The sequence below is a fragment of the Comamonas testosteroni genome (assembly GCF_030505195.1).
Classification (GTDB): Bacteria; Pseudomonadota; Gammaproteobacteria; order Burkholderiales; family Burkholderiaceae_C; genus Comamonas; species Comamonas testosteroni_G.
In genome coordinates, this window is sequence record NZ_CP129672.1 from 5,380,319 (window position 1) to 5,406,871 (window position 26,553).

General features: G+C 57.2%; 18 protein-coding genes. 9 read left to right on the forward strand and 9 right to left on the reverse strand.

Translation table 11 applies throughout. The features are described 5' to 3' along the window. Positions 1-15: 15 nt before the first annotated feature. Positions 16-1,218 (reverse strand): GGDEF domain-containing protein, encoded by a 1,203-nt coding sequence (locus QYQ99_RS24910; RefSeq protein WP_302090468.1) that lies wholly within the window; start codon positions 1,216-1,218, stop codon positions 16-18. Positions 1,219-1,557: 339 nt separating this feature from the next. Then, a complete protein-coding gene (locus QYQ99_RS24915; protein WP_302090469.1) occupies positions 1,558-1,755 on the reverse strand; it encodes a hypothetical protein in 198 nt (65 codons plus the stop codon). A 452-nt stretch (positions 1,756-2,207) separates the two neighbouring features. Between QYQ99_RS24915 and QYQ99_RS24920 the strand changes: the two genes are divergently transcribed. From QYQ99_RS24920 to QYQ99_RS24930, 3 genes are all read left to right on the forward strand, one after another. Further along, positions 2,208-3,071: a DMT family transporter gene (locus QYQ99_RS24920; RefSeq protein ID WP_302093265.1), complete on the forward strand. Its 864-nt coding sequence runs from the start codon at positions 2,208-2,210 to the stop codon at positions 3,069-3,071. 229 nt (positions 3,072-3,300) lie between these two features. Further along, positions 3,301-3,609, forward strand: a complete 309-nt coding sequence (locus QYQ99_RS24925) for a hypothetical protein (protein WP_302090470.1) — start codon at positions 3,301-3,303, stop codon at positions 3,607-3,609. 473 nt (positions 3,610-4,082) lie between these two features. Then, on the forward strand, positions 4,083-4,262 hold the full coding sequence (locus tag QYQ99_RS24930) for a hypothetical protein (protein ID WP_302090471.1): 180 nt from the start codon (positions 4,083-4,085) through the stop codon (positions 4,260-4,262). 295 nt (positions 4,263-4,557) lie between these two features. Here the strand turns inward: QYQ99_RS24930 and QYQ99_RS24935 are convergent, their stop codons facing one another. Both QYQ99_RS24935 and QYQ99_RS24940 read right to left on the reverse strand, forming a co-directional pair. Then, positions 4,558-5,310, reverse strand: coding sequence for an SDR family oxidoreductase (locus QYQ99_RS24935; RefSeq protein WP_302090472.1), 753 nt, complete (start codon positions 5,308-5,310; stop codon positions 4,558-4,560). A 201-nt stretch (positions 5,311-5,511) separates the two neighbouring features. Continuing rightward, positions 5,512-5,724 carry a hypothetical protein gene (locus tag QYQ99_RS24940; protein ID WP_302090473.1) on the reverse strand — a complete coding sequence of 71 codons (213 nt, stop codon included), beginning with the start codon at positions 5,722-5,724 and terminating at the stop codon, positions 5,512-5,514. 255 nt (positions 5,725-5,979) lie between these two features. On the opposite strand from QYQ99_RS24940, the gene QYQ99_RS24945 reads away from it, so the two are divergent. After that, positions 5,980-6,198, forward strand: a complete 219-nt coding sequence (locus QYQ99_RS24945; protein WP_003074408.1) for a DUF7661 family protein — start codon at positions 5,980-5,982, stop codon at positions 6,196-6,198. 731 nt (positions 6,199-6,929) lie between these two features. Here the strand turns inward: QYQ99_RS24945 and QYQ99_RS24950 are convergent. Beyond that, positions 6,930-7,412, reverse strand: a complete 483-nt coding sequence (locus QYQ99_RS24950) for a methyltransferase family protein (RefSeq protein ID WP_302090474.1) — start codon at positions 7,410-7,412, stop codon at positions 6,930-6,932. A gap of 949 nt (positions 7,413-8,361) precedes the next feature. Between QYQ99_RS24950 and QYQ99_RS24955 the strand changes: the two genes are divergently transcribed. Further along, a complete protein-coding gene (locus tag QYQ99_RS24955) occupies positions 8,362-9,174 on the forward strand; it encodes a POTRA domain-containing protein (protein ID WP_302090475.1) in 813 nt (270 codons plus the stop codon). On the opposite strand, the gene QYQ99_RS24960 is transcribed toward QYQ99_RS24955, so the two are convergent. Beyond that, positions 9,092-10,312: an ISL3 family transposase gene (locus QYQ99_RS24960; protein WP_302090476.1), complete on the reverse strand. Its 1,221-nt coding sequence runs from the start codon at positions 10,310-10,312 to the stop codon at positions 9,092-9,094. The genes QYQ99_RS24955 and QYQ99_RS24960 overlap by 83 nt on opposite strands. A gap of 15 nt (positions 10,313-10,327) precedes the next feature. On the opposite strand from QYQ99_RS24960, the gene QYQ99_RS24965 reads away from it, so the two are divergent. Both QYQ99_RS24965 and QYQ99_RS24970 read left to right on the forward strand, forming a co-directional pair. Continuing rightward, on the forward strand, positions 10,328-11,428 hold the full coding sequence (locus tag QYQ99_RS24965; protein ID WP_302090477.1) for a ShlB/FhaC/HecB family hemolysin secretion/activation protein: 1,101 nt from the start codon (positions 10,328-10,330) through the stop codon (positions 11,426-11,428). 9 nt (positions 11,429-11,437) lie between these two features. After that, positions 11,438-22,042, forward strand: a complete 10,605-nt coding sequence (locus QYQ99_RS24970) for a hemagglutinin repeat-containing protein (RefSeq protein ID WP_302090478.1) — start codon at positions 11,438-11,440, stop codon at positions 22,040-22,042. A gap of 95 nt (positions 22,043-22,137) precedes the next feature. Here QYQ99_RS24970 and uraH read toward each other — a convergent pair whose 3' ends face one another. Beyond that, complete coding sequence (uraH, locus tag QYQ99_RS24975; RefSeq protein ID WP_003055671.1) at positions 22,138-22,551, reverse strand: hydroxyisourate hydrolase; 414 nt, start codon at positions 22,549-22,551, stop codon at positions 22,138-22,140. Between the two features lie 54 nt (positions 22,552-22,605). Next, a complete protein-coding gene (locus tag QYQ99_RS24980) occupies positions 22,606-23,106 on the reverse strand; it encodes a GlcG/HbpS family heme-binding protein (RefSeq protein ID WP_302090479.1) in 501 nt (166 codons plus the stop codon). A gap of 157 nt (positions 23,107-23,263) precedes the next feature. On the opposite strand from QYQ99_RS24980, the gene QYQ99_RS24985 reads away from it, so the two are divergent. Together QYQ99_RS24985 and QYQ99_RS24990 are read left to right on the forward strand one after the other, a co-directional pair. After that, on the forward strand, positions 23,264-23,938 hold the full coding sequence (locus tag QYQ99_RS24985) for a heavy metal response regulator transcription factor (RefSeq protein ID WP_003055669.1): 675 nt from the start codon (positions 23,264-23,266) through the stop codon (positions 23,936-23,938). Positions 23,939-23,976: 38 nt separating this feature from the next. Further along, positions 23,977-25,302 carry a heavy metal sensor histidine kinase gene (locus QYQ99_RS24990; RefSeq protein WP_302090480.1) on the forward strand — a complete coding sequence of 442 codons (1,326 nt, stop codon included), beginning with the start codon at positions 23,977-23,979 and terminating at the stop codon, positions 25,300-25,302. Between the two features lie 203 nt (positions 25,303-25,505). Here QYQ99_RS24990 and QYQ99_RS24995 read toward each other — a convergent pair whose 3' ends face one another. Then, on the reverse strand, positions 25,506-26,297 hold the full coding sequence (locus QYQ99_RS24995; RefSeq protein WP_302090481.1) for a MipA/OmpV family protein: 792 nt from the start codon (positions 26,295-26,297) through the stop codon (positions 25,506-25,508). Positions 26,298-26,553: the final 256 nt, after the last annotated feature.

Here is a 26,553-nt window from a genome sequence, read left to right on the forward strand (position 1 = left end):
AGTCGCCGCAGCAGATCAAGCAGCCATCTTGTCTGGCTGCAGTGTGCTTTCGATCGGTATATCCGGATAGTCCACTCCAGACACATGCACCCGATCACGCCCGGCATTCTTTGCCTGGTAGAGGAGCTGATCCGCTTCCTTCAGGGCCCGCTCAAATTGAAAAGCCTGGGTGATCGATGAAAGCCCAAAGCTCATGGTCATTCTGTAGCCTGATGGAAGAATGTCATTGCTTGAGCCGATGTCACGCTGGATTTGCCGGGCGATGGCTTCGGCATCCTTCAGAGCAATGTTCGTCAGCAAAATCACAAACTCTTCACCGCCAAATCGGGCGACAAGGTCGTGTTCTCGCATATTGCTTTGCAAAATCGCCGAGACAAGCTGCAGAACCTTGTCGCCACGCTCGTGGCCCCAGGCGTCGTTGATGCGTTTGAAGTGATCTATATCGCAGGCCAGCACAGCCATGGGATAGAGCCTCAGGTCGTCAAGACGCTTCTGGGCGTATTCCTGAAAGGAGCGCCGATTCAGTATCTGCGTCAAAGCATCAAAGTCACGTTCCATGCGCAGCTTGACAACCGTTTCCTTCACCGCTATCGCGGTCATCACCACGGTGAAGAGCAGCGAGAAGTTCAGAATGCTCAGCAGCGTCAGGATCCAATAGGGCGAGCTTGGCAGGGAACGGAGATCGGAATATCCCAGCAACCAGATCAAGACGGGTCGAGTGAAGGTGTAGGCGGTAAAGAGGATGCTCAGCCAGAGCAGCGATTGATCGAGCCAGTCAAATGAGTTTTTCTTCGATCGGACCTCCAAGATAGGGAGCAGCAAAACAAGGCTGGAACCCACGCTGAAAGAGCTCACCCGGGCCCATGCATTTGGCTCGATCTGGCTGAATTGATAGAGAGCAGCCAGGGTGACTATGGCGATGAGCAATGCTGCATGCGGTTGGGTGGATACACGCCAGCGCTCTGCCCAGCTTCTGGCTAGACACCACGCACTCAGCAGGTAGAAGCTGCCGATGAGCAGGGCGTAGCGGTTGAGTTCTTCGAGCGGGAGCAGGCTTTGCGCCCCGAGAGGCAGTGCTGTGAGTGAATAGGCGCAAGATTGCCAAAGCAGAAAGCGCTGAGATCGTTGGACAAGCCAGGCAACGCTCAATATGGCAGCCAGAACCAGTATCGCCAGCGACGGCGTCAGAACCAAGATGAAGTCATTGTTCGAGAACATCTGACCAGAGCCTCCTCGATCAAAGATCGAAACGGAGCAGCATTGCCTGTTCCTGGATTGCAAAGCGACAACCAGCAGTCAGCATTCATACATCCTTGCGTGTGATCTCACAAGTCCTTGCCATGCCTTGTGTCTGATCTACGTCACCCGGATTCGCATATGAGCAAACCGGCAGGTCCGCTCCGGTGATGCCGGTGTTCAAGCTCCTGTCCTTGGAATCGTCGGATGCCTTGCGGTTTGGGAAGATGGTTTGACGCTGTGGCCCATCCAGCTAGCATCATGCACCCCGCCAAAGAAAAAGCCCGCGTCATGGCGGGCAGGTCTCTGTTGTGCAACAAGTCAAGGGCGCAAGTTGACGGTCTTCGAATATCTGTCCAGGTGCTCCAGCAGACGCTCGTAGAGCTCATCTGTCGCCATCGAGTTCAAGACCTCCGCCTTGATCTTTTCGGGGCGTTGGCTGAAGTTGTGCTGCAGATTGCTTTTTTTGTTGTCATCCAGCGTATCGATCAGGGCAATGAGAAGTGCCTCTTGCGCCATGATCTGGCATTTCATCATCCTCAGCTGGGCGCTTTGATTGCCTAGGAACTCCATCCCACCCTTCCTCTTTCATGATGCATGTCAGGTTTAAGGAATTATGGTGACTCTAGCTGTCGCGGAAATTTCACCTCCCTCGTTCTCAGAGCCACAGAAAGTGCCCGGAAGTGTGCAATTGATGCACAGAGGTCCTGGTTTGGCTTGATTCCTGAATCCGAACGTCAGGTCGGTTGCTTTGGAGATCGGGGCTTTGCTCTTCAAGACACCTCGTGAACTTGATGGCGCCTGCTGCACCCACCCGTGTTCTTCCTGTCTGCCGTGCTGAATCTCCGATCCGCTGGCATAGGGCTGGCGCCGACAGCAAGGCGGGGGCTATCTCCATCAAGACAGCAGTTGCTTGGTTATGGGCGGATGACATGGAAAAATACCCGGGTTGGTCTATCTACGAGGTTGTGATGCCGTTGTTTCACACCACTGTGTTGACTGGTCTGGCGATGCTGGCCTTTGCCGGCAACTCGCTGTTGTGCCGCCTTGCGCTCCAATCCCACTCCATTGATGCCGCGAGCTTTACGGCAGTGCGCCTGGCTTCGGGCGCGGCAATGCTGGCGCTGGTCGTGAGCCTGAAACGCGCACCCTCTACTGGCGTTGGCAACTGGACGTCGGCGGGCTTGCTGTTCGCTTATGCGGCGTTGTTTTCCTTCGCCTATGGGAGTTTGTCGGCCGGTGTCGGTGCCTTGCTGCTTTTCGGCGCAGTGCAGGCAACGATGGTGGGAGTGTGCCTTTGTCGCGGCGAGGTACTCGCACCCCGGCAATGGGGCGGATTGGCGCTGGCTTTCGGCGGCCTGGTAGTGTTGCTGCGACCCGGGCTCTCGGCTCCGCCCCTGGGGGCGGCTTTGCTCATGCTACTGGCAGGGATTGCCTGGGGGCTGTATTCCTTGCTCGGCAAGGGCGCAACCGATCCCGTTGGCGTGACGGCAGGCAATTTTTTGCGGACGGTACCGCTTTCGCTGCTGATGCTCGTGCTGGTGCAGGGGCAAGCCTCATTGAGCACGGCGGGATTGATGTATGCGCTGTGCTCCGGGATACTGACTTCCGGGTTGGGCTACGTCGCATGGTATGCGGCACTACCTCAGCTGAAGGCGGGGGCTGCTGCATCCATACAGCTGAGCGTTCCCTTGCTGGCCGCCATCGGCGCCGTGTCCCTGTTGGGAGAGCCCTGGACCATGCGGCTGACTCTGGCTGGTGCCGCCATACTGGGCGGTATCTCATTGGTTGTGGTGACCTGGTCTGACGGCAGGCCTGCTGTGGCAAAAGAGTAGTTGCGCAGTCTTTTTCCGAGCGCGTTTCAGGGGCCGGGGGAAAAGAGCTTTCAGCATCTTTGCACTGCTGAGAATGTTACGAGTTTGAATGCAGGAGCTGGTCGATGCAGGAGTTGCTCAATGCACAGGCACCCATGCGCGAGCCTGCAGCTGTGCCGAAGAACATCGCTTTACACGCGTATCCGTCGGCAGGAATAGGCTGTCAGAGCCACTTGTAGAAAGGGCTGCCATGAAAGAGCTAGTTGCACTGACTGCGTTTGCCTTGATATTGACCGGATGCGTGATGCAGAGGCCGGTCAATGAGCAAGGCGTGGACCCAGGTTCCCACCCGGTCGAGAAGAATGCGGATCAGGATCTTCGAAACAACGATATTCAACAGCGGGATCGCTCGATCGATTTTGAAAACGACTGGGACCGGGAACACTTTCGTGATCGCGGAAACGAGGGCCATGAAAATCAAGGCAGCCTGTGGCCGTGGCCGGGCTCCGGATTGAGCGGCGGGCGCACCTATCCGGGAGGCCAAAGCTGGGGCTATTAGCGCAGCGTCACGCGTCAAACATTACGCAGTGCGGCAGTGCGGCTGTGCGGTAATTCGGCAACCGGGCACGCATGCCTGGGCAGGTGAACCCATTGCGCAGTGCCTTTGCTGGGGCGGGACACAGCTGCCATCCTCCATAGTTGTGCAGACCAGGCAGAAGCTGCAAAAGCAGGCCAGCTTGCCGTCAAGCGGCCATGTGGCCATCTGCTTGCATTCCTCGGATGCAGCCGGCGCACCTTCGCCAGGTGGCGGACGTTGTGGAGCAGGTCAAAGGAAAACTTCTCGAGATGCTGGCAGTTGTCTGCAAAAAACCGTGCTTACACATTGAAAACCCGAGCGACGTTGGTACGTCTAGACTTCGCACATGAAGAAACTGTTTGGAGTCTCTGCGCTCGTCTTGCTTTTGTCGGGCTGCTACGCGGCAGGCCCTGGATACAGCTACGGGTATAGCGATACCTACATCTATCAGCCTTATGGCGGCTCCTACTACTACGGGCGTCCTGCATATAGGCCTGGGTACTACCACCATCATCACGCGCACCGTCCACCGCACTACAGGCCGCATCCAGGCCATGGAGGGCATGGAAATCACCGTCCACCGCATGGAGGCCATCGCCCGGGTGGCAGTCATGGGCACGGCCATCGCTGAATGACAGGACTCGACTGGCGCGCTAGAGCGAAGGCTGAGAACCAGATAACGCCGCGGTTTGCCAGATCATCAGGGGGCAGCGAGCCGGTACGTCCGGGCTGACGCAAAATGCCGCGTCACCTGCTGTGACTGCATGCGCCAACGACACGAACTCCACATCCAGTCGTTCACTGCTGCCAGCTCAGGACCATTCCCGAGTAGAGGTGCCAGCGCAGGCGGCCGCTGCCGCGTAAGCCTCAAGCGCAAGAACATATGAAAGCCCGCACCAGAGGGCTGGCCGTGCTTGGGCGGCTGCCCGGTTAGAGGTTGCCGCCCGAAATCTCGATCAGGCTGCCTGTGGTGTATGGCGACTCGTCCGAGATGAGCCATACGATTGCATTGGCAACTTCAAGAGCCGTTCCTCCGCGCTTCATGGGAACACCAGCCGCCAGGCGCTGAACCCGGTCCGGCTGCCCCCCGCTGGCATGAATATCCGTTTCAATGAGACCGGGGCGGACAGCGTTGACGCGGATGCCTTCCGCAGCCACTTCCTTGGCCAGCCCCAGAGTCATCACATCCACAGCCCCCTTGGATGCCGCGTAGTCGATGTACTGGCGTGGCGCGCCAAGTCTTGCAGCAATGCTGGACACATTCACGATGGCTCCACCGTGGCCGCCGTTGGCAGTGCTCATTCGAAGCACCGCTTCGCGAGCGCAGAGAAAAGCGCCTATGGTGTTGATGCGAAACATTCGCTCAAGGCGCTGCGAACTGAATTCGGCCAGCGTCTGTGCAGTGTCCACAATACCTGCGTTGTTGACCAAGGCGTTCAGGCGCCCGAACTGCACATCTGCCACGGCAAAAAGACGGCGAATCTGCTCTTCGCAGCCCATATCCGCCTGAATGGCCATGGCGTGCCTGCCCATTTCCGTTATTTGCGAGACGACCGCATCGGCTGCCGTCTGGTCTGTATGGAAGCTGAGCAGTACATCCCAGCCTGCCGCTGCTGCTTGCAGGGCAGTGGCTGCACCAATGCCTCGGCTGCCTCCGGTGATGAGCACAACTTTGTTTTTCATGGGGCTCCTGGGTGATCCATTTGATTCTGCTGCGAGTCTCGTCCCCAGCTTTACGGTTCTCGATTCATCTTATCGCTGCTCTTTCACTTCGGCCTAGGCTTGAGCCGGCCCGGTGCTCCTGCTTTTGTATCTCAAGGCAACAAAAAACCACCTGTCGAGGTGGTTGAAAACCAATCGCAAGGCTGGACTCAAGAGACGAGGCTACCAATATCGGTAGTTGTGGCGCATGCGCAGCAGTCTCTCTTCCTCCTGCTTCTTTTCCATGTCCGTGGGCTCTTGCGGATCTAGTTGAGGCGGCGCAGGGAAATCCTTTTCCATGGAGAACAGCTCCTTGGTGGTTTCCCAGAACTTCTGGATTGGCGGGGGAATACGGCTATCCGGCATATAGACCTCCAGTCCTGGATGACGAATCAAGATTGATCGCCAAGGGCCACAGTACTCTTTTTAATAACCTTGAAGCCTTATCCAATAAGTAAAACGTCAGCTTTGGTGCATGGACTGGACGGGTGCGAGTGCTACGAAAAACCGCGATGCCGCCTTTCCATCGGCTCTGACAAGGCTTCTGGCTGATGGCTCTTGACGCACAGGTTCGGCATTTCAGGAGCCACAGATTGTCCGAGACTGGCGAGCAGATGCGGCTAGCATGCAAGGCTCAATAGTGGAGCAGCGATGGAAAAGTACCGATTCAACGTGTTTGGCGACATCCTGGCCATAGAGCGCAGCAACTCGGGATGGCGCTGCTTTGCGGTTGGACTCGATGGAAAGCTTGGCCCGGTGGATCTGGCCGTCCCTCCTGAGATCACTTATGAGGAGCTGCCCCAATACCTCTACGACATCTACCATGAGAGTGCGGCATTGTCGGATGGCGACATCTTCGAGATATCCTGAGTCTCACCGAATGCTGCCCGCAGCTTGCCTGAGATCGATGGTGCTGCTACCCATTGTGTCTATGACTCATTCGCCAATCTGTTTGGCACCGACTTCATCACTGCAAGGAGATGGCCGCCATGACTCTTCAGAAGAACCCGCTCAAAGAGCCGGAACCCAAGCCGGATCCGATTGATCCTCCCAATGATCAACCGCCTGCAGAGCTGCCGGGCGATCCGATAGAGCAGCCCAATGTGTAGCGGCTAAAGCCCGCGAAGTGCAAGCTGTCTTCATTTGCTGACGAGCATCCGAAGTGGGACCATGACTGCATCGAAGCACTCAAGGAGAGCGGCGATGTCTACTCTCATGATTCAACTGATTGGTTTGCAACTGGTCGTCTTGCTGGTGGCCTGGGTCATTTACGAGGTCAGAGACGATTGGACGTAGAAAACCGGCTGCAGCAAGCCTGGGCCGCTCGATCAAGTCACTTGCTGGTGAGATCGTGGGGCAAAGAATCAGATGCGCAAGTGTGGCCTATGCGCCCCCGCTGATCTGTCCGTGGCAGGCATTGATGCCCTGCAATCTCTGGATAACCGGCCTGAATAGAGGTTTGGGCCGCGCCAACATCGATACAGCCAAGGGGGTTGCCTGAGGCTTGCCTGACTTTGTCTGTCTGCTTGCAAGGCAGCAGTGCACGGCGTCGAGTGCGCAGTCAATACCGGCCGGCGTGGCCCGGGCCGGCTTGAATCCTTCTATAGCCAGCGTCGTACCTGCCGGCCATAGGCCGCGAACAAAGCACCAAATCGCGCCTGCAGCGCTCTTTCCTCTGGTCGTATCTGGAAGTGCTGAAGGTAGGCCATGAACAGCGGCACAAGGAGCAATCCTGATAGCTTGCCCAAATATATGCCGAGTGCCAGCAATAAAAGCGCAAAGCCCAGATACATCGGATTGCGTGTCACCCGATAGATCCCGCTGACCACCAGCGTTGTCGATGCTGCCGGGGTGGTGGGGTTCACTGTGGTTCGGGCACGCTGAAAAGCCCAGACACCGGCGAGGCAGAACGCTGCGCCCAGTGCGGCGAGCATGAGGGCCGCCATCCATGAAGCAGTGAACCTGATCGGCCGGATATCGGGGAGAAGCCACATTGCCACGGCAAACACAGCGAACAGCGCCATCGGCGGCACCCGCAGCATGAGTGAAGAGAACCTGTTCTGCGGTGGTGATTGAGAGGTCATGCATGCAAGCTTAAAGCTTCAAGTGACTTCATGGTCAATCATGTGCTGCTGCATGACCTGGCGGGATGAACTGGCTGTATGAACTGGCTGTATGCCACGCCGTTGAGTGCAAGCGGGGTCATGACCTCTGATGCTCAAGAAAAGCCCGCAATATCGCGGGCCTGAATGAGAAAAGATCCAAGTGCTACACGTCAGTGCAGGGCGTGCCTCTATTGCCGGGCAATCTTCAAAAAAGCAATTTTCCGAACTCACTTTGACTGCAGTGCATCAGCCTGGATGATGCGAAGAGACAGCGTAAATGTGCCCATGACGTCAAACCCGCTGTCATCGTTCTTTGGGGGGTGCTTCTTGTCCCGCTGGAATTATCGAGATGCTTGCAGATCAGGACGATAAGCGCGAACGCGTCGAACCTGGCATGCAGTTTTTCGTAGCGTATGAACCATATCGCTGAGTTTTCGGCCCCGAAAAATAAGAATTTTCTTATCCCCATCACTGACTGCTTTGATTAGCATGTTGTCCGTCGTCTGATGCTTTCTTGGGCCCATCACCATATTTCGTCGGTGATCGCCCAGAGCGCCTTCTGATTTTGTCTTGCCTTGATAGCCGGGGGCGATTGATATCCCATTTTCATATCCGTGCAAGAGTGCATTGACTTGCATGACATCGAGGCCGCCGAGTGCCTCAGTCCGGATCCCTGGTTTTCAAGGCGTTTGGCGGCAGGTGGAGAAATCCATATTTCGCCGCTGGCGATTCTACTTCTCGATCAACCCAAAAAATTACGGGGCAAATGAGATTTCACACATGGCCGGGTCGCGCAAAGCAGTGAAAGCTATTTCTACTGCATTGGAGCTAATTCACTGCAGAAAATTTGTTATGCGTTAAATATTCTGCTTTTGTAACTTTTGTATGATCGCCAGCAGCCATAAACGTGGCGGTTTGCATGCGGAAAATGATGACACAAAAAATAAGTAGGTCTTTTATGAGGGAGGCAGCGCCTGGCAAGCGTTTTCAATTGACGGCACTATTTGCTGCCGTACTAAGCTTTGCAGCTCCTGCTTTGGCGCAGCTATCCGGTGCTGCCATTGAGCAGCAGCAGTTGCAACGACAGCAAGAGCGTGAACGGGAGCTGCGTGAGCGCATGGCGCCCAATGCAGATACCTTGCAGCCGCGCACCAAGGTAATCGAGCTGGAGATGCCCAAGAGCGAGACTCCCTGCTTTGCGCTGCACACCCTTGAATTGACAGGAGAAAAACTCGATCAAGTCCCGTGGCTCAAGGCGGCAGCGGGTATTGATCTGAGTGCCAGGCCTTGCGTTGGGGCGAAAGGTGTCGAGGTCATATTGGCCCGGCTGCAGCAGGCAGTGCTTGAGCATGGCTACGTGACCTCCCGGGTCATGGTGGTGCCGCAGAACCTTCAGGGCGGTGTGCTGACCGTTGCTTTTATTCCCGGCGTTCTCAAGTCCATCCGATTTACCCCGGACAGCACGGGAGACACCTCGCTTATTGCAGCGCTGCCGTCCAAACCTGGCGAGCTGCTGCAACTGCGTGATATTGAGCAAGGTTTGGAAAACCTCAAGCGTGTTCCAACGGCAGATGCCGATATTCAAATCACTCCCGCCGAAGGCCCCGATGTCGAGCCCGGTCAAAGTGATTTGATGATTACTTATCAAAAAATAAGGTTCATCGCGCATTACCGGGGAATGCTGCCCGAATCTTCAGAAAGAAGTAGTCCTGATCGCGGTAGCCATAGGCCCGGCGCTTGATGACCTTGATGGTGTTGTTGATGCCCTCCACAACACTTGTGTTCAACGGATGCCTGCATCGGGCGATGATCCCGTGCAGGTAGCTTTGCAAGCGCTGAGCGAAGGTGCTCAGTGCGGCAATGCCGCTTTGATGGGCTTGATCACACCAGTGCCGCCAGGCGCGATGCGCCCAAGTCGCACGACGGTAGAACCACAACTGTTTGAGCTCGTCGCGCAAGACGTATACCGTCATCAATGGTTGATTGGCCGCCAGCAGTTCCTTGAGTTGCACTGCTTGTTGAGGCTGCAGCTTGTTGCGATTGCGCAGCAGCAGCCAGCGGCTGGATTTGAGCACCTTACGTGCTGAGGGCTGTTGGCGCAGCAGGTTGGCCTGATCGACACGCACTCGGTCGATAACCTCCCGGCCATACTTGGCCACGACATGGAACAGGTCATAGACGATCTCGGCGTTAGGGCAGTGTGCCTTAATCTCCAGCTCGTAAGCCGTAGTCATGTCGATAGCAACTGCGCGAATGCGCTGGGCAACGCCAGCGGGCAACTGCTCGAAGAACTGGCGGGCCGTCTCGCGTGAGCGCCCTTGCCCCACCCACAGCACCTGCCGGCTGATGGGGTCGACGACGACTGTGGCGTAGCGATGGCCCTTGTGCAGCGCAAACTCGTCCATCGCCAGGTACTCGATCTGATCCCATTGCGGCTGCGCAGTGTTGGCCAGCAGCAAGGCTTTGTCGATGGACTTGACGGTGTGCCAGCCCAGATCGAAGAAGGCCGCTACCGCCTTGATGCTGCTGCTGCGAAGCAACTGGCTGCACGCCTGCGCCAGACGGTCTGTGACGCGCTGGTAGCGAACGAGCCAGCTGAGCTTCTCCAGGTGCGGGCCACCACAGCTATCGCACCACAGACGCCGACGCGGCACATGCAGCACCACCCTGTACTCGAACAGTACCAGATCGCGCACGCGCCATGTCGTGGTCTCATGGACTTGGCAGCACTGCGCACCGCAGCGCTCGCAATGCATGACGCTGGCCTGCGGCTTCAGATAAATCGACACGGTGCGGCTATCGCCCTGGGGCCACTGCACACGTTCAACCACGTAGCCCTCCCAGCCGCCAAGAGCCTGCAATAACTTCGAGTCCAGCATTTGATTTGTTCTCCGATGTCAGTGTCGTTGCCATCAGATTACAAAACGAATGGGCTTATCTCCACGAAATTCCTCGATGAACCAAAAATAAACCCGCTGCGCTTTAACGTCGCCTTGGATAATGGCGGCACCAAATCCACCGGCAAAGTCCAAGGCACGGGTACCGTGTCCTGGGACAACCCGCTGGGCCTGAATGATCTGATGTATTTCAGCTTCGGCGGGGGTATGGGCAATGGTGGCAACCGTGGCACTGAGACCCGTGCAGCGCAGTATTCCGTGCCTTTTGGGTACTGGCTGGCAGCCCTGTCCGGCTCCTATAACAAGTACCACCAAGGCGTGGCCGGTGCCTATCAAAACTACACCTACAGCGGCGAATCCAGCAACCTGGATCTCAAGCTAAGCCGCGTAGTGTTTCGCAATGCCTCCTCGAAGACAACGGTTGGCATCAAGGCATTCCAGCGGACCTCCAACAACTACATCGACGATGTGGAAATCGATGTCCAGCGCAGGCGCACCTCGGGCTTTGAGCTGAGCCTTAATCAGCGCAGCTATCTGGGCAATGCCATCCTGGATGCCAACCTGGCCTACAAGCGAGGCACAGGCGCTTTTGCGGCCTTGCGCGCGCCAGAGGAGCCCTTTGGTGAAGGCACTTCGCGCATGAAGCTCTTCATCGCCGATCTGGCATTGTCCAAGCCCTTCGAGCTGGGCGGCACCAAACTCAGATTCAGCAGCAACTGGCATGGCCAGTGGAACAAGACCCCGCTGACGCCACAAGACCGCATCGGCATTGGTGGTCGTTACACCGTACGGGGCTTCGATGGAGAAAGCACCTTGCTGGCAGAGCGGGGCTGGTACTGGCGCAACGAACTCAGCACCCCATTGAATCTGGGCGCTGCGGGCAATGCCGAGGCCTTTGTGGGCCTGGACACCGGCCATGTCAGCGGGCCTTCTGCGAAGTACCTGGTGGGCCAGTCATTGACCGGCGCGGCCATCGGCCTGCGCGGGGCCTGGCGCAACCTCTCCTATGAAGTCTTTGTGGCAACGCCTGTCAAAAAGCCGGAGCACTTCCGAACCTCCCACACCAACCTGGCTCTGAGCCTGGCCTACAGTTTCTGAGGCATCGTCATGAACAAGAATCTTCATCGCGTTATCTTCAACAAAGCGCGTGGCATCCGGATGGTGGTGCAGGAAACAGCTTCCAGCGAAGGCAAGGCCAGCAATGGCAGCACACAGACAGGAGCCGCTGATTCAGGTGACTTGTCGGCGGGCAGATTGCGCACTGCCAAGTCCTTCCTGAGCGATTTCCCGCTCTCCGCTGCAGCCAGGACAGCAGGCGTGCTGGCCTTGGCACTGGGGGTTCCTGCCGGTTTTGCGCAAATCATTGCTGACCCCTCGGCCCCCAATCGCCAGCGCCCCACGGTTCTGGAATCAGCCAACGGCACGCCCACGGTCAACATCCAGACCCCTTCTGCAGGTGGCGTCAGCCGCAACACCTATCAGCAGTTCGACATCGGGCACAAGGGCGCCATCCTCAACAACAGCCGCACCAATGTGCAAACCCAGATTGGTGGCTGGGTGCAAGGCAATCCATGGCTTGCCAATGGCGGCGCCAGAGTCATTGTCAATGAAGTCAACTCAGCGGCGCAAACGCGCTTGATGGGGCCGCTGGAAGTCGCAGGCCAGCGAGCGGACGTCATCATTGCCAACCCTTCGGGTCTGGTGGTCGATGGCCTGTCCTTCATCAATGCTGCAGGCGTGACCTTGACGACGGGCAGGCCACTGTACGGAGCCAATGGAGCTGTTGACAGCTTGAATGTGCAAGGCGGTCTCATCAGCATCCAGGGCAATGGGCTTGATGCCACCAAGGCAGATTACGCCAACATCCTTGCAAGAGCCATCTCGCTGAACGCCGGGCTGTGGGCCCAGGATTTGCGTCTGGTCACAGGCGTCAACCAGATTGCCACCGATGGCAATGTCCAGCAAAGCAACCCCGGTGCGACAGGCGCAGAGCCTGCGAAACCTCAGTTCGCCCTGGACGTGGCTCAATTGGGCGGCATGTATGCGGGCAAGATCTTTATCGTCGGCACCGAGTCTGGCTTGGGTGTTCGAAACGCTGGCCTGCTCCAAGCCAGTGGTGCAAGCCTCACCTTGAACAGTGAAGGCTGGCTCAACAACAGCGGCTCCATTCAATCCAGCAGCGCCGATGTTGTCGTGAACACCCGTGGTGCGGTAGAGCAAAGCGGTGCCATCTATGGCGGCGGCAATGTCCAATTGAGTTCGCAGGCGAGCCAGACACACAGTGGCACAGTGGCTGCCTTGGGTGATGTCTCTATTCAGGCTGCAGGGGCTGGGGCGCAGATTCAAGCCCGAGATGCAACAGTCTGGGCGGCTGGCCTGCAAACGGATGGACAGTTGCTCGGGGATAGAAATCTGAGCGTGCATGCAGATGCACAACTGCAGACGTCAGGCCAGGCGCTGGCCACCCGCAATGTGCAGATGCAAGGTGCAAGCCTTGACCTGTCATCGTCTCGTCAGCAGGCTAAAACCTTGCAACTGCAAGCCACAACAGGTGACTTGCAAGCCAAAGGCAGTCAGTTGCTGGCAACCGAGAAAATGGATCTGCAAACGGGCCGGACACTCACGACAGATAGTGCGCGAGTACAGGCATCCACCCTCAGTGTTCAAGCCAACGCTCTGAGCAATGCCGGCGGACAGATCATCCAAAGCGGCAGCAGCGACCAGACAATCGCCTTGCAGGGGAGTCTGGACAACAGAGCTGGCGTGATTCAAACCGCAGCGGGTAAGCTGGATATTACTGCCGGGAACATCGATAACACGGCAGGCCAGTTGCTGCATGCCGGTGGAGGAAGCTTCAAGTTGAGTAGCCAAGGCCAATTGCTCAACAACACCCAAAGTAGCAGCCAACCGGCTGTCGCGGATGGTGCACGTATTGTGAGCAATGGCTCCCTGCATGCACAAGCCCAGGCCTTGAGCAACAGCGGCGGTGTCCATGCGGCGCAGGCACTTGAGACACATGCCTCGACCCTGAACAACAGCGGAGTCATGTATTCGGCAGGCAGCCAGGCACTGACCGTTGATGGCAGCATGACCAGCACCGGAACAATTGGCGCAGCCCAGAACCTGACGGTGCAAACCGGGAGTTTCAATGGCGCAGCCACCCATGTCCTGGCTGCGGGCATGGCTGCTGATGGCAAGCTTGCCGGAGCGGGTGTCCTGACTGCAACTGCATCACAAAATCTGCAAAGCGCCGGACAAATTCTGGCAGCAGGCAATGTCAGCCTCGATGCCGCAAGTCTGGACCTCAGGCAGGGCAGCGCGGCGAGCACCGCAGGCAATATGAGCCTGACGGCTCAAAGCGGCGACATCCAGACGGGTGGCGCCCGCATCAGCAGCGCAGGCCTTTTGGCCATCCGAGCCGACGGCTCGAGCAGCCAGCGCCTGGACAACACCCTCGGACAGATCAGTGCAACGCAGCTCAGCATCAACGCGGGCAAGCTCGACAACACCGATGGATTGATCTCTGCGGTCGACCAACTCGACATTACCAGTGCTCAATTGACCAACGGTGCCACCCCTGCGGCAAGCACCGCCAAAGGCATTCAAAGCCAGACGGGTGATGTTCATCTAAACGTTCAGCAACTCGATAACAGCGGGAACATCCAGGCCGCCAAAAACCTGATTGCGGCAACTTCAAGCCTGAGCAATGGCGGCACCATCTATGCAGGTGCTGCGCAGACGCTGAACGCGAGCGGTGCAATCACGAACAGCGGCACCATTGCTGCAGCCCAGGACCTGAACGTGACAGCCGCCACTTTTGCAGGCACTGGCAGCAATGTGCTGGCAGCAGGCATGGCTGCCGATGGAAAACTCGTCAATCCTGGGACTCTGAACCTCACCACTTCGGCTGGATTGCAAACAGCCGGCCAGGCATTGGCTGCCAACAACGTCAACCTCGGCGGCGGCAGCCTGGATCTGCGAAGTGCAACGGTAGGCAGTGCCAGTGCAGATGTGAATCTGAGTGCCGCCCAGGGCAACATTGTCACTGCGGGCTCACAAGTCAGCACACCAGGCAAGCTGTCGATTACCGCCAGCACGGTTTCAGGCCAAACGCTGGACAACACCGGAGGTCGTCTGGCTGGCCAGCAATTGCAAGTTCAGGTTGGGCAGTTAAACAACCATCAAGGAAGCATTGAGCAGTCTGGCGGCGCTGATCTGGATATCAATCTGGGGGGCGGCGCATTGAACAACAACGCCGGACGCATTGTTGTCAACGCTGCAAATCTGAAGCTTCAATCCGGCGCGCTGGACAATACAGACGGGCTGATCAGTCATGCCGGCTCAGGGCACGGCGCATTGCAGACATCCAGCCTTGACAACACGCGCGGCCAGATCGTTGGCAACGGAACCCTGTCTTTGGCCAGCAGCGGCAATGTCACCAACAGCGACGGACTGATCTCCTCCAATGGCGACCTGCAACTGACAAGCGCAGACCTGGGCAACACCCGTACAGCCGCTTCAGGAAATGCCACAGGCATTCAAAGCCAAGGCGGCAGCCTCACGGTCAATGCCCAAGCCATCACCAACAGCAGCAACCTCTATGCTGCCAAGGATCTCAAAACCACTGCCACCAGCCTGAACAACAGCGCAACGCTGTACGCAGCTGGTGAACAGAGCTTGGATGTGGCCGGTGCGCTCAGCAATCAAGGCACCATTGCTGCGGCCAAAAATCTGTCGCTCACTGCAGACAGCTTTGCTGGCGGTGCGGCCAATGTTCTGGCAGCCGGCATGGCCGCCAATGGACAGCTGACGGGCAGCGGCGCGTTAACGGCAGTGACCTCCGGCAGCCTGCAAACCAATGGGCAGGCACTGGCGACAGGCGCATTGAACCTGAAAGCCGCCAGCCTCGATCTTCAAGGCAGCACCACCGGAAGCACGGGTGCAGACGTGACGCTGAGCGCGACGACGGGAGACATTCACGCCGCTCAGGCCACGATCAGCACACCCGGATTGCTGAGCATCTCCGCCACCGCCGGACAAAAACTCGACAGCTCCAAGGCGCAAATCAGTGGTGGGCAGCTCAGCATCGATGTCGGCGAGATAAACAATACCGAAGGTGTCATCCAGCAGACGGATGCGGCTTCGGGAGCCGCCAACCCCGTTGCAGGCATTCACAGTGCCGGTGCCATCAACAATAGCGCGGGACGCATTGTTGCCAATGCGCAGGACTTCGCCTTGGTCTCCGGTGGGCTGCTTGACAACACGGACGGGATGATCGGTCATGCTGGCTCCGGCCAGCTTCGCGTGGATACGGCTGGACTGCACAACGCACGCGGCAAAATCATCGGCAACGGGGCAACCACGCTCACCAGCTCTGCGGATGTCGACAACACCGGCGGCATGGTTGCAGGCCAGCAGAGCGTGACGGCAACAGCCACGGGTTGGGACAACACCCAGGGCACCTTGGTTGCAGTTCAGGGCGACCTCAATCTTCACACCACAACGAATGCCGTCAAAAACGCTGCAGGCCTGATCCAGGCAGACAACGATATTCGTCTCACACTGGACGGTGCAGGCAATCAACTGCAAAACGCTCAAGGCAAGATCGTGTCGGGACGAGACGCCATCCTGTCGACCGGTCAGATGGACAACGATGCAGGCCTGGTGGCTGCAGGTCGAAATCTCAGCATTGACACCCACGAGCAAGCCCTGAGCAACCAGGCAAGCCGCAGCAGCACAGGTTCTCTGGGCTTGGTCGCCGGCGCACAACTGGACATTCACAGTGGCACGTTGAGCAACCAGGGCGGTCTGATCAGTGCCCGGACCGACCTGAACATCACGAGCAGCGGCGCGATCAACAGCACCGAGAAAAATGCGCAGGCGGCGCAGATTTACAGCGGCGCACATCTCAATCTGCAATCAACAGGCATCGACAATACGGGCAGCCAGATTCTTGCGGTGCAAGGAGCAGGTATCAACCTCGCAAGCGGCACTCTGACCAATCAGGCAGGGCTGATCCGGGTAGGGCAGGCACTGACGGTTCAGGCCGGAAGTATCGATAACCAGAACACCAGGGCTTTGAACAGCGATGGGAGCGCACAAGCGCTGGGCCTGGAAGCCAGCACGATTTCCGTGACTGCTGCCAAGCTGGACAACAGCCAGGGGGCTGTGCGTGCAGGGCAGGACTTGACGATTCTGAGCGATGGCCAACTGATCAATGATCGTGGCGAGCTCAGCGCCGGCAAGCTGCTGAAGATTGCCGCCGACCAGACCGCCACTCCCACACTGAACATCAGCAACAACGCGGGTCAAATCGTTGCCGATCAGAATGTGGACATTCGCACAGGCAGCCTGAACGGCGCAGGAGAGATTGCCTCGCGCGGTGACGTCAGTCTGAATTTGCAAGGCGACCATACCCTGGGGGGCACCTTGCAGGCTGGCGGCAACCTGCAGCTGCAAGCCACGGGCACATTGACAAACCCGGTCACCGTCCAAGCCGGAAAGAACCTGACCGTCAACGCCAGCAACCTGGACAACCAGGCGACGGGTGAACTGCTGAGCGGGCAGACAACGCAGCTCACCATCTCCGACACCTTGACCAACCGCGGGCTGATCGACGGTGCCGACACCCGCATCCAGGCTGCCAATATCAACAACGTTGGCACCGGCCGCATCTATGGTGACCGGGTAGCGATTGCAGCCAACGCGCTGACCAACCAGGAAGAAACGGTTGCAGGCATCAACCAGGCTGCCACGATTGCTGCGCGGGAGCGCATGGACCTGGGTGTTCAAAACATCACCAACCGAGAAAACGCACTGATCTATAGCGCAGGAAATCTCTTCACGGGTGGGGCGCTCGATTCAAATTGGCATGCCACTGGCGCAGGGCAGACGCTCAACAACAACAGCGCCACGCTGGAGTCTGCCGGCAGCATGGTGCTGGGGCATGACCAGGTTCGCAATACCAATGAGCATCTGCAGTGGACATTGGTCGACGGCCAGCCTCAAAAGATTGTTGAATTTCAAGCACCTAACGGCCAGCGCTACAAGGGCAGCGACGTTTTGCTGATCTCCAATGGCAAGGTTGGAGGCTCTGGGCCGCAGGACATCAGCTTCGTGGTCAGCGGCAATGAGTGGCGTTGCAGCATGGGCGGAGAAACCTGCTCATTCACTACCGGTGAAACGACAGCCTTCGATCAGTACTACAAAGGCTTGCTGTTGCCTTCCGAACAATATCCGTTCGCGAAATATGCTCCTTACTACAACCCCAGCTATGTCGATGACAACGGCCAGCGGGTTCAGGGCTATATGCAGTACAGCGGTGACCGCACCGTGAGCGGGACCTGGGGAGACGGAGAAATCGTCAAAGGCGCGCACTACGCAGCCGACCACCGAATCTGGAGCGACTTTGACGTGCAGCCCTATACCGGGCCTGCACCTGTTTTAAGCAGCACCAACCCCTGCGCTGCTCTGGAAAGCTGCAAAGTGGGCTATCACGTCATCGACAGCTCAGATAGCGGGGGCCAGTATATCCAGATCACTCAGGCAAACGTAGACGAATACAACGCCTACAAACCCCTGCTGGACGCCCGCAATGCAGCGGATGCCGCCTTGGACGCGAAGCTGGATGCTTTCTACCAAGATATTCGCAACCGCTGGATTGGGGAGTTTGTCTTCTACGACTACAGCCGCACTGAGCAAAGTGCGCAAGTGACGAAATCCTCCCCCGGAAAAATCGTGGCAGGCGGAAATCTGCAATGGAGTGGATCGAATCCATCCAGCAAGCTCCTGAATCAGGACAGCACCATCCTGGCCGGTGGAACGATCAATGCGACGGGCGGCTCACTCGACAACCGAGCTACAGCCGTAGAGGTCAAATCCGTCGATCAAGGCTATGTCTACAGCACATGGAAGGGCGGCTCCAGCACTCCAAACCGCAAGTACAGCGGCTCGGACTATGCACCTGTAGGCACAATCAAGACGCAAACACTGGCCTCCTACACATACACCGAGCACGCTGCGAACCCCTCGACCGGCGCAGCGCCGGGAGCCAGCGCCATTTCAGCGGTGCAGGCACAGGCATCTGCTGCGGGCGCCGTGGATGCCATCAATCATTCCATAGCTCCTGGAGCCGTGCAGGGAACGCAGGCAGGCCCGGCAGCTGGTGCAACCACCGCAACGCAGACCCAGGGGCAGATCACAAGCAATGCCGTGGCGGGTGTGGCGGCGCAGGAGGGCAGCGCTCAAGCGCAGGCCTCTGCCAAGGTCGGCGCAGCCGCAACCCCCGAGAGTACGGCTGCGGATGCATCCAATGCCAAATCAGCGTCCTCTCAGGTCAATATTCGCACCGCCCAGCCCAACACCCAGATACCTGGGACCTCCCTGTATCGCCAGCACCCTGAAGCAGGCTCCCGCTATCTGGTGGAGACAGACCCCAAGTTCACGCAATATAGAAACTGGCTGTCTTCGGACTACATGCTCCAGGCTCTGCAGATGGACCCCGGCACCGTTCAAAAGCGCCTGGGCGACGGGTTTTATGAGCAGCAACTGGTGCAGCAGCAAATCGGGCAGCTCACGGGCCGCCGATTCCTGGGCAACTACACCAGCAACGACGAGCAATACAAAGACTTGCTGCAAAACGGCGCAACCTTCGCCCAGGCCCAGGGCTTGCGCCCTGGTGTGGAGCTCAGCGCGGCACAGGTGGCGCAACTGACCAGCGACATCGTCTGGCTGGTCACCAAGGAAGTGACGTTGGCTGACGGCAGCAAGCAAAGCGTTCTGGTTCCGCAAGTGTATGTAAGGGTCAAGCCCGGCGACCTGGACGGCACAGGCACCTTGCTGGCAGCCTCGGATGTGAATCTGATCCTCTCCGGCAATGCCATCAACAGCGGCAGCATTGCGGGCCGCAACACCCTGAACATCACGGCCGAGAACATCCAGAATCTGGGCGGCCAGATGTCCGGCAACGACGTCAAGCTTGCAGCCCGGCAGGACTTTGACAACCTCGCAGGCATCATCAAAGGCGTGGGCTCGGCCACCGTGTCCGCAGGACGTGACCTGAACCTCACAACCACCACTCAAAGCAGTGCCAACAAGGCAGGCGGCAACCGCTTTACCCAGACAGGGATCGATCGTGTCGCGGGCATCTATGTATCCGGGCCGGCCGGCGTGCTGGTCGCCAGTGCGGGCAACAACCTCAATCTTACGGCTGCGCAGATACAGAATGCAGGCACCGGTGCCACCGTGCTCACCGCTGGCAACAACCTGAACCTCAACACGGTTGCGGTCGGCAGCAGCCAGGATATCAACTGGGACAGCAAGAACTACTTGCGCCAGTCGAGCACGCTGGATGTGGGCACGCAGATCACCGGCGCTGGCCGCGTGAACCTCAGCGCAGGTCAGGATATCAATGCCAAGGCAGCCACCATCGATGCAGGCAAGGCCTTGAGCCTGTCCGCCGGCAACGATATCCAGATCAGTGCCGGCCAGGCCAGCCAAAGCCTGGACGAGGCGCATCAGCACACCAACAAAGGCTTTCTCTCCAGCAAGACCGTCACCACGCGGGAGCAACTGCACAGCACCACAGCGGTTGGAAGCAATCTGGGCGGAGATACGGTTGCCATCAACGCCGGCCGTGATATCGCGGTTACCGGCAGCCATGTCGTCTCCGACACCGGGACCACCTTGCAGGCAGGCCGAGACGTCACCATCGCCGCCGCCCAGGAAACCTCCAGCGAACAGCACTACCGCAAGGAAACCAAGAGCGGCATCTTTGGCGGCGGCGGAGGCATCGGCTTCACCATCGGCAGCCGTATGCAAAGTGCCGATCAGACGGGCACTCACACCACGGCCGCTGCATCTACGGTTGGCAGCGTGGGCGGCGATGTCAACATCCTTGCGGGCAGTGCTTACCAGCAGGTCGGCAGCGATGTCATGGCCCCGGGCGGTGATGTCAACGTCGTGGCCAAAGAGGTTCAGATCGTCGAAGCCCGCGAAACCGGCAGCTCCGCCACCGAGCAACGCTTCAAGCAAAGCGGCTTGAGCGTCAGCATCGGCAGCTCCGCCACCGAGCAACGCTTCAAGCAAAGCGGCTTGAGCGTCAGCATCGGCAGCCCCGTCATCAGCGCCATACAGACAGCCGACAACATGGCGGATGCCGCCCGCAACACCAGCAGCGGCCGCATGCAGGCCCTGGCAGCAGCGGCGACGGCGTTGAACGTCAAGAACTCCGTGGGCGAACTGCAAGGTGCCGCCCAGGCGCTGGCCGGTGGCGACTCCTCCAAGGCCGCCTCCATCTCCGTCAGCCTGGGCTCCAGCAAAAGCCAGAGCAACACGGCACAAACCAGCGACGGCGCACGTGGCAGCACCGTCAAGGCCGGCGGCCATGTCAACATCGTTGCCCAAGGGGCTGGGGCGGACAGCTCCATCCTGGTTCGCGGCTCGGATATCACTGCCGGCCAGGACGCCACCTTGGCCGCAGAAGGCGATATCCGTTTGCAGGCGGCACAGAATACGGCCAGCCTCAGCGGCAACAGCAGCTCCAGCTCCGGCAGCATCGGCGTAAGCGTGGGAGCGCAAACCGGCATTACCGTCAGTGCCAGCAAAGGCCGTGGCAACCAGGCCGGTGACGATCTCACCCACACCAACACCCATATAGCGGCAGGCAACAGCGTCACCCTCCAGTCTGGCGGCGACACCCACCTCAAGGGGGCGGTGGTCAGCGGCAAGCAGGTGGTGGCCGATGTCGGTGGCGATCTCAAACTCGAAAGCCTGCAGGACAGCAGCAGCTACGCCAGCCGCAACCAGTCGGCGGGCGGCAGCCTCACCATCAGCCCCGCAGGCGTGCCCATTGGCGGCGGATTGAATGCCGGCCAGAGCAAGGTCAACAGCCACTACCAAAGCGTTACCGAGCAAAGCGGCATACAGGCAGGGGACGGCGGCTTCCAGGTCAGCGTCAAGGGCAACACCGACCTCAAGGGCGCTGTCATCGCCAGCAACCAGACGGCGGTGGAGCAGGGCAAGAACCGTTTCAATACCGAAGGCGCACTCACCACCAGCGACCTGCACAACCAGGCTAGCTACGAAGGTCAGGCCGTGGGGGTCAATGCCAGCGTGGGCAACGACGCGGGCAAGTTCGGCGTCAAGGGCGTGGGAGCCGGCGTAGGCCAGGACAGCGGCAGTGCCCAAGGCACCACCACGGCGGGTATCTCCGGCATTGCCGGCGACCAGAGCGTGCGCACGGGGGACGCCACGGGGATCGAGCGGATATTTGATCAGAACAAGGTGCAGCGCGACATCGATGCGCAGGTGGCAATCACGGCGGAGTTTGGGAAGCAGGCGGCCAAGTCATGGGGTGAATATGCCAATACCCGATTTGCCAATGCCAAAAATGAAGATGAGGCGCGTTGCTGGGGTCCGGATGGCGCATGCCGCGCTGGTGGCCATGTACTACTGGGCGGATTAGGTGGTGGAGTGGCAGGTGCGGCAGGTGCAGGGCTTACTAGTGTCGCTGCACCGCATGTCGCAGGCTATCTGGTTGGGCAAGGGGTCGAGCCAAGCACAGCGGCCGCGCTGACGGGCTTGCTAGCCTTTGGTGCGGGCAGCGCCGCTGGTGGTGCGGCAGCAGGAGCTGGTGCGCTCAATGAGGCAGCGCAGAACAACCTTATTTTTATAAACAACGTCGTGAATGCTGCCGTTCAAGCTGCCATGTAGGCGGATTGCCATAGTGCTTTCTCCTGTTCCAGGCTGAAGAATGCACCATGACTTCCTGGGACCGTACATCTAAGTGCAGGAAGTCAGCGCTTGGATCAGTTACCTCGGTAGCTAGAGAAACCGTAAGGGCTTAGCAGCAGAGGGATGTGGTAGTGGGGTACCGAGCCGTCGGCGTTGAAGATCACAGGGATTTCTGGAAAGAACGTTGAGGTCTTGTGTTTGTTGAACCATTCCTCTGTCTGGAAGGTCACGCGGTAGCTGCCTTTTTCCATGATGGATTCCGAAGGGTAGAGCGCGGGAATGCGTCCTTGGGCATTGGTGACGCCTTCACTGATTTGCACCCAGTTGTTATCAATCTTTTTTTCCAGCTTCACGTTCACACCAGCCGACGGCAGACCGTCTTGTAGGTTCAGAACATGAACACTCAAAGGATTCGAGGCAGCCAGGGCGGAGGTGGCGATGGCGGCATTCAACAGCATGCCGGCGATAAGCAGTTTGGTTTTTTGCATGGAAGCTCCTAGGGGTTAGGTCAATGGATCAGAGAAAGAAACTAGTACGTGCATTCACTTGGAGGTTCCGAGCACTTTGTCGATGGCTTGCAAGGCACAGCCTTCGTCTATGACGGAGCCACCTGCTCCGCCTACACCGATGGCTCCGATGACCTCGTCGCCAACTTTTACGGGCACTCCACCGCCGATAAGCAGAAGACTGTCAATCGTGTTCAGATTGCTGGACTCGGGGTTCTTACGCGCGTTTTCCGCAAAAATGCGTGACAGCGTCTTGGTTGAAAGCGCGGTGAATGCCTTCTTGACCGCGGCGTCGGTGTTATGTGGGCCGACACTGTCGTCGCGTTGCAAGGAAAGCAGATGGCCGCCACGGTCGATCACCGCAGCAACGGCAGAGCGGCCTTGTGAGTGGCATGCAGACATCGTTGCGTCTACCAAAGCATTTGCCAAATTGAGAGACATATTGCTTTGATGCAGTGGCGAGGGCTGAGCGGCAAAGGCATGGACTGAAGCCATGAAAAGAAAAGCGGAAACTGGTTTAATAGAAGGCAAGAGCATTTTTTCTCATCCTGTATTCGAGTTGTTTAGCGAATAGATTGAATTTTGTCTGTTTCTCTTAACACCAAGATTGCACGCTCATTACATTTTTTTAATGTTGCTGCAGATATTTAAAGCTATGATTTAAAAATGCTAAAGCTAAGAAAATAATTAATCCATGCGTATATTAATCATTGAAGACGAAATAAAGTCTGCGGAGTACCTAAAGAAGGGACTCACGAGCTCAGGCTATCAAGTCGAGGTTTCCAACGATGGAGTCGATGGTCTATTTGTCGCTCAGTCCAGTGAATTTGATTTGCTGATCCTCGATGTCATGCTTCCAGGTATTGATGGCTGGAGTTTTATCCGACGTTTTCGCGAGCGAAGTCAGGTTCCTGTGCTTTTTTTGACCGCGCGAGATTCTGTGGAGGATCGCGTCAAAGGGCTTGAGCTAGGTGCCGATGACTATCTGATCAAACCTTTTTCCTACGCAGAGCTTTTGGCCCGAGTGCGTACTCTATTACGCAGAACTCCTATGCGTCAGCAAGATATATTCCAGCTGGCCGACCTGGAGGTAGACATGCTCAAACGCCGGGCTATACGTGGCGGCCAGCGCATTGACCTGACGAACAAGGAGTTCGCACTGCTGCAGTTGCTGCTGCAGCACAAAGGGGAGGTCATGTCGCGCAGCCAGATCGCCTCTCAGGTATGGGACATGAACTTCGACAGCGACACGAATGTCGTGGATGTGGCCATCCGTCGCCTGCGGGCGAAGATCGATGATGGTTTTGCCGTCAAGCTCATCCAGACCGTGCGTGGCATGGGTTACCGTATTGAGGGCCCGCTGCCGTGATACACCCCAGATATGCCAGTCTTCGGCTACGCCTTGCTTTGCTGTTTGCCTTGGCAAGTGCCGTTTTGTTCGCCTTGATGGGGTTTTATGTTTTCAACGCCCTGCAAAGGGAGGTTGCCTACCGCGATGACATCGCTTTGCTTGGGCGGATTGAACGCATTGAGGATATTATAAGAGATAATAAAAATATTGATTACTTGAAAAATCAGCCTAAGCTTTATTCTAATATGCTTGGCAATAGAGACAATGCTTTGTGGATTATTGGTGAATCAGGTGATTTATTAATTGAAGTTAATCCGGAAAACTTACCGACTCCTCTCATCGGAGAATTAAAACCAACTTCTCTGTTCACAACCACGGGGGGCAACCCCGCTCGCATGGCCTGGAGTCGGGTGAGCAACGGAGATTCAAACGTCTTTATCATCGCGAGCAAATTACTGGCTGAACGAGAGCAGATGATGGCGGCTTATCGCTGGAATCTGGGCGCGGCGTGGCTGGTAGGCGTGCTTCTGGCGTTCGCTGTCGGTTGGGAGGTGGTGCGCCGTGGACTTCTGCCCTTGCACCGCTTGAGTCAGCAAGCTGCAGCGGTAAGCCCTCAGCATCTGGGACTGCGTCTGGATGCACAAAAGCAACCGCAAGAGCTGCAAGCCTTGACGGTGGCATTGAACTCCATGCTGGCACGTCTAGAGGAAGGTTATTCAAAGCTCTCTCAATTTTCAGAAGACTTGGCCCATGAGATGCGTACGCCGCTTAACAATCTCATGATTCAGAATCAACTAGCATTGAGCGAGTCCAGAACCTTTGACGAGTATGAGCAGCTACTGGATTCCCAGCAAGAGGAATACGAGCGTTTGGCGCGTATGATCGACAACATGCTCTTTCTTGCTAGGGCAGAAAAGCAAGACTCGACGTTGCATCTGGAGTCCGTGGACTTGGAAAAATTATCGCAACAGCTCGCGGGGTACTTTGAAGGAATGGCCCAAGAGCGGGGAATGCGCATTGAGACAGTAGCACATGGCCACCTGCTCGCTGACAACGGCTTGATCCGCCGTGCATTGGCTAATCTGTTGGCGAACGCGATTCGCTATGGTGAAGAAAGTACAGTCATCACCCTCAGTTGCAATACCCAGGCCGCGCAGTGGCTAGATATTGAGGTTCTTAATCAAGGGGTACCCATAGGAGAAGAACAGCTCCCCCGCATATTTGACCGCTTTTACCGCTGCGATGCTTCCCGTTCACATCCCGATGATTCAGGCGGGCTGGGCCTCGCGATTGTCCGTTCAATTATGCATATGCATGGTGGAGAAGTCATTGTTAACAACTCTAGCGCTGGCACCCAATTTACCCTTCGCTTTCCTAGATAGAGTTAGTGTCCGCCTATTCAGGCAGTGCGTACTAGAATGATTGGTGAAATCAATTAAGCAAGCGCGGCGTTGACATAAAAATCAAGCCAGCACTTGCATAACGCCAATAGATCACGAGATTTTCTATGACGCAATATTTTCTTGGATAGAAATAGAGAGTAGGAAATTGTTAAAGACGGATTTCGGATTTAATCTCTACCTAGCTAGAAGTTGTAGCCCAAGGCAATTACTGAGGACAGGCTTCCCTTTTGACGCACGATTGGGCTGTTGCGTGCGTCGCCAATCAACTCCGAATACACCAGTGAGCCGACCAAGCTCCACTTGGGATGCATGCGATAGATGACGGAGGTGCCAAGCCGTACATCTCTTAGTCCGGATCCTGGAGCAAACTCTGCATAACCGCTATTTACTGCCTGCTCTTTAGTGATACCGAAGTAGTCTTGGGCATAACGATTGTTGCTCCATGTTGTGGCGACCGTAGCTGAGAACTGTAGAGATTGGCTGATGCGAGTGTTCCAGCCGGCGCCCAGGTCCAGGAGCAGACCATTTCGGTTGTTCCCACTGCCATACCGGACTGCTGAATTGAGCGTCAAGTTGCTTGTGAGATTGGCGTTGAAGAATGCACCAATTTCTGGGCGAGGATCAATGTCGCCCAGTCCTCGTAGTACTGAGCTGCGCCGCTCTTTGCGTCCGAAGTCCGCTGTAATTCGCGCTCCATAAGACATCTCAGATCTGCGTGAAGCGTTGTAGCCAACGCCGCTCATGACTCCGGCAAAAAAGCCATTACTCCACTGGTACTCAATGCTTGGTAGGACCCGGATTCTGGATTCGTCGGATCCCTGGTATCTATGGCCTGCAATTACTGCTAGGCCGGCGACACCACCTTCTGAGTCATTGGGTGGCATGGTCCGACGGTAGAAATCCGACTGGGCATGCACTGCTGCACTGGCTGCCACTAGTGCTGTCATCGTCACTGCTGATGCGAGGGGGGTCATGGTCAATGCCCTTTTTGATAGGGGTCGATCTGGCAAGGGTTAAGGGCCTCACGCGTTCACGTTAGGGCCAACTAGGGTTGATCCGACAAGCTACGAACTACTGCATCTGGCCATCGAACTAGGTCTAGATCCAGTTCACGTAGCATTCTTACAAATTGATAATACTGATCAGTTCAAATTATGACTGATTAGTATTTGTAAGCATATCTTGTCGTTTTTCCAAAGGATTGAATAACCTCTAAGGCCTTCGGCTATT

What these genes read in the sequence shown, in the direction of transcription:
- QYQ99_RS24955 (WP_302090475.1), top strand. Translation starts at nt 8,362, where the DNA reads ATGATGACACAAAAAATAAGTAGGTCTTTTATGAGGGAGGCAGCGCCT.
- QYQ99_RS24950 (WP_302090474.1), bottom strand. Translation starts at nt 7,412, where the DNA reads ATGACCTCTCAATCACCACCGCAGAACAGGTTCTCTTCACTCATGCTG.
- QYQ99_RS24980 (WP_302090479.1), bottom strand. Translation starts at nt 23,106, where the DNA reads ATGCTCTTGCCTTCTATTAAACCAGTTTCCGCTTTTCTTTTCATGGCT.
- QYQ99_RS24925 (WP_302090470.1), top strand. Translation starts at nt 3,301, where the DNA reads ATGAAAGAGCTAGTTGCACTGACTGCGTTTGCCTTGATATTGACCGGA.
- QYQ99_RS24945 (WP_003074408.1), top strand. Translation starts at nt 5,980, where the DNA reads ATGGAAAAGTACCGATTCAACGTGTTTGGCGACATCCTGGCCATAGAG.
- QYQ99_RS24995 (WP_302090481.1), bottom strand. Translation starts at nt 26,297, where the DNA reads ATGACCCCCCTCGCATCAGCAGTGACGATGACAGCACTAGTGGCAGCC.
- uraH (WP_003055671.1), bottom strand. Translation starts at nt 22,551, where the DNA reads ATGCAAAAAACCAAACTGCTTATCGCCGGCATGCTGTTGAATGCCGCC.
- QYQ99_RS24985 (WP_003055669.1), top strand. Translation starts at nt 23,264, where the DNA reads ATGCGTATATTAATCATTGAAGACGAAATAAAGTCTGCGGAGTACCTA.
- QYQ99_RS24915 (WP_302090469.1), bottom strand. Translation starts at nt 1,755, where the DNA reads ATGGCGCAAGAGGCACTTCTCATTGCCCTGATCGATACGCTGGATGAC.
- QYQ99_RS24970 (WP_302090478.1), top strand. Translation starts at nt 11,438, where the DNA reads ATGAACAAGAATCTTCATCGCGTTATCTTCAACAAAGCGCGTGGCATC.
- QYQ99_RS24930 (WP_302090471.1), top strand. Translation starts at nt 4,083, where the DNA reads ATGGCGGCTCCTACTACTACGGGCGTCCTGCATATAGGCCTGGGTACT.
- QYQ99_RS24920 (WP_302093265.1), top strand. Translation starts at nt 2,208, where the DNA reads ATGCCGTTGTTTCACACCACTGTGTTGACTGGTCTGGCGATGCTGGCC.
- QYQ99_RS24960 (WP_302090476.1), bottom strand. Translation starts at nt 10,312, where the DNA reads ATGCTGGACTCGAAGTTATTGCAGGCTCTTGGCGGCTGGGAGGGCTAC.
- QYQ99_RS24935 (WP_302090472.1), bottom strand. Translation starts at nt 5,310, where the DNA reads ATGAAAAACAAAGTTGTGCTCATCACCGGAGGCAGCCGAGGCATTGGT.
- QYQ99_RS24965 (WP_302090477.1), top strand. Translation starts at nt 10,328, where the DNA reads ATGTCAGTGTCGTTGCCATCAGATTACAAAACGAATGGGCTTATCTCC.
- QYQ99_RS24910 (WP_302090468.1), bottom strand. Translation starts at nt 1,218, where the DNA reads ATGTTCTCGAACAATGACTTCATCTTGGTTCTGACGCCGTCGCTGGCG.